The 3018-nt window shown below is 59.8% G+C and carries 2 protein-coding genes; one reads left to right on the top strand and one right to left on the bottom strand.

The window, feature by feature from the left end:
• Positions 1-221: 221 nt before the first annotated feature.
• Positions 222-1076 (top strand): Tim44 domain-containing protein, encoded by an 855-nt coding sequence (locus OKB81_RS19865; RefSeq protein ID WP_010673257.1) that lies wholly within the window; start codon positions 222-224, stop codon positions 1074-1076.
• A gap of 193 nt (positions 1077-1269) precedes the next feature.
• On the opposite strand, the gene ushA is transcribed toward OKB81_RS19865, so the two are convergent.
• A complete protein-coding gene (ushA, locus tag OKB81_RS19860) occupies positions 1270-2940 on the bottom strand; it encodes a bifunctional UDP-sugar hydrolase/5'-nucleotidase UshA (RefSeq protein ID WP_160836573.1) in 1671 nt (556 codons plus the stop codon).
• Positions 2941-3018 lie beyond the last annotated feature (78 nt).

The raw sequence follows: 3018 nt of genomic DNA, 5'->3' as shown, positions 1-3018 counted from the left end.
GTACGACAACAGGTCAACTGAGCGAAATCGGCGCCTGAGAGACTGCTGTCCTGCTTTGGAATTGTGCAACAAGGCCAATCTGTTCATGAATAATTCATGCCATCCGTGATAATCATACCCGCAAGCTGCAACACAAAAAGGGACTGGCAGCCTGCCATGCGCCTCGCTGAGCTTGCACAAGCAGAGCATGCCCCCACCTACATGAGAGTGAAAGAGTCAAAATGAAAAAGATGCTGACCCTGTTTGCCCTGATCCTGGCCATTGGCCTTGGGGCACCCATCGCCGAGGCCAAGAAACTTGGTGGCGGCAAATCCTTTGGCAAGAGCTACAAGACGGCTCCGGCCCAACCTGCGGCCAAGCCGGTCGACACCAAGAACCCGACCGTGGGCGCCCAGGCACCCAAGAAAGGCGGCATGATGGGCGGCCTGCTGGGTGGTCTGCTGGCCGGCGGCCTGTTTGCCTACCTGCTGGGCAGCGGTGCCTTCGAAGGTCTGCAAGGGATGGACTTCCTGCTGATCGCCCTGCTGGCACTGGGCGGTGTCTTCCTGTTCCGAGCCCTGCGCAGGAACAAGGCGGCAGCGGCCCAGCCACAGACGGCCTATGCGGGTTATCAACCGCCCCAGAGCGCGGCGCCCCAGCAGTTCGAGCAGAGCCACAGCGCCCCGCAGGCCACCGGTTTTGCCGACAGCGACGTGCCCTTCCGTCTGCCTCCGGGCTTTGACATGAACGGCTTCCTGGCCGGTGCCCGCGATCACTACCGCACCCTGCAAGAGGCCTGGAACAAGAACGACCTGGAGAAGATCCGCGAGTACGTGAGCCCCGAGCTGTTCGAGCACCTCAAGGCTGAACGCGCCGAGCTCTCCGGTGAGCAGCACACCGAGGTGATGTACGTGGACACCCAGCTGGTCCGTGCCGACTACGGCAGCGACTGGGCCCAGGTGAGCGTGCGCTTCAGCGGCCGCTACATGGACCGTCAGGAGCAGGTCGAGGAGGACATCAAGGAGGTGTGGCACCTCGAGCGTGATCTCGCCAAGGACAATGCCCCTTGGCATATCGTCGGCATCGAGCAGCTCTAAGGCTCAACCGACCCATTTCATCAAGGCGACCTCAGGGTCGCCTTTTTATTGCCATCAGATCGTGTCATGCCCTATTTCGGGGCAGCTTCCCGTAGCAGGATATATTTCCCGAGAGACAATGCTGATGACATTGAAAATAAAAAGAGAGGCAGCCATGGCTGCCTCTCTTTTTTATTGGCTCGGGGTGCAGGGATTATTTGCAACCCTCTACCGAGGTGGAGTTGATATAGCTGACCTCGCCGGCCGGCTGATAATCGGCGACCTGAATGGTCTTCTTCGCCGCGATATAATCCTTCAGCACACCGGCATCCACCAGACCGGCATTGATGGTGTCGATCTTCGGATAACCGTCACCACCGGCCGCGCTGAAGCTCGGGATGGAGAAGCTGTAGGTTGCTGCCGGATCGAAGGCCTTGCCGCCGATGGTGGCGATGTCCACGCTCTTGGCCTGGCAATCCACCGTCATCTTGATGCCGCCGAACTGGGCATAGCCACCGGTATTGGCGGTCTTGGTCGCGACCTGACCCAGGTAGGTCAGCAGCTCGTTGCCGCTCATGGTCGCCTTGTTGACGGTGTTGCCGAACGGATGCACGGTCAGCACGTCACGGTAGCTGATGTCCCCTGCCGCGATGGAGGCACGCACCCCGCCGGAGTTGACGATGCCAAAGTCGGTGCTCAGCTTCTCGGCAGTCGCGGTGGTGATGAGACGACCCAGGTTGGTCTGCTTGTTGCGCACGTTGGCGCGCTCACCGTCCAGTACGCCATCGGTGGCACCGATGACCACACCCAGCTCCTGCTGTCCCTTCTCCTGATAGGTGAGCAGGGTGTTGTAGAGCTCGGGATCCTTGACGATCTCTTCTTGGATGAAATCACCGTCCGCATTCTTCAGGTTGACCGGGATCAGATCGTACTGGGTCAGGGTCAGCTTGCCATTCTGATAGTCAAACTGGGCACGACCCACATACTTGCCCCACTCGTGAGCCTGCATGATCCAGATGCCGTTCTGCTGATCCGGCTGGCAGTCGTCGCCCGGCTTGAAGTCGGCGTACTTGTCCGGGGTGCCCGGCTCCATGCAGACCGGGTTCTGGGAGTGACCACCGATGATGGCGTCCAGGGTGCCTGCCGGCAGCGCACGGGCCATCTCCACGTCACCCGGTGCGTTGCTGCCGTGCTGACCATTCTCGTAATGGCCCATGTGGGTGATGGCAAGAACCAGGTTCGCCTCTTTGTTGTCGCGGATCTGCTTGCCGAGATTGGCGGCTTCCGTGGTCGGATCGCGGAACTCGAGGGTCTGGACGTTGTTGGGATCCACCAGCTGGGCGGTGTCCTCTGTGGTCAGACCCAGCACGGCGACCTTGAGGCCGCTCTCCAGCTTGAACACCTTGTAGGGATCGAAGTAGCGCTTGCCGCTCGTCTTGTCATAGATGTTGGCGGAGATCATCGGGAACTGGGCCCACTGACGCTGTTTCTCGAGGATGGTCAGGGGGTTGTCGAACTCGTGGTTGCCCACCGCCATGGCATCGTAACGGATGCTGTTCATGGCCATGAAGTCCGGCTCTGCATCCTGCAGATCCGACTCTGGCACCCCGGTGTTGACGTCACCGCCGGAGAGCACCAGCACTTCGCTGCCCGCCGCTTTCGCCTCGGCACGCAGCCGCTCGACCAGGGTCTTCTGGGCCGCCATGCCATATTCGCCCTTGTCGTTGTGCCAGAAACGACCGTGGGTATCATTGGTATGCAAAATGGTCAGCTTGCAGACATTTTCGGTGCAGGGGGCGACGCTGTCGTTGCTTGAGGTATTGCAGCCGCTCAATGCGGCAAACACTGCCAGTGCGATACTTCCTTTGACAAATTTATAATTCATTTCCATACCTGATTACCCATGACCCTCAGCCAGCTTCAAGAGCCGATATGGCATCGGAGGGCTTGCCACGACTGCATG

The sequence above is a fragment of the Aeromonas sp. QDB56 genome (assembly GCF_027705505.1).
GTDB lineage: Bacteria > Pseudomonadota > Gammaproteobacteria > Enterobacterales > Aeromonadaceae > Aeromonas > Aeromonas caviae.
The sequence above is the reverse complement of the archived record's forward strand: the minus strand, read 5'-3'. Positions and strand labels throughout refer to the sequence as shown.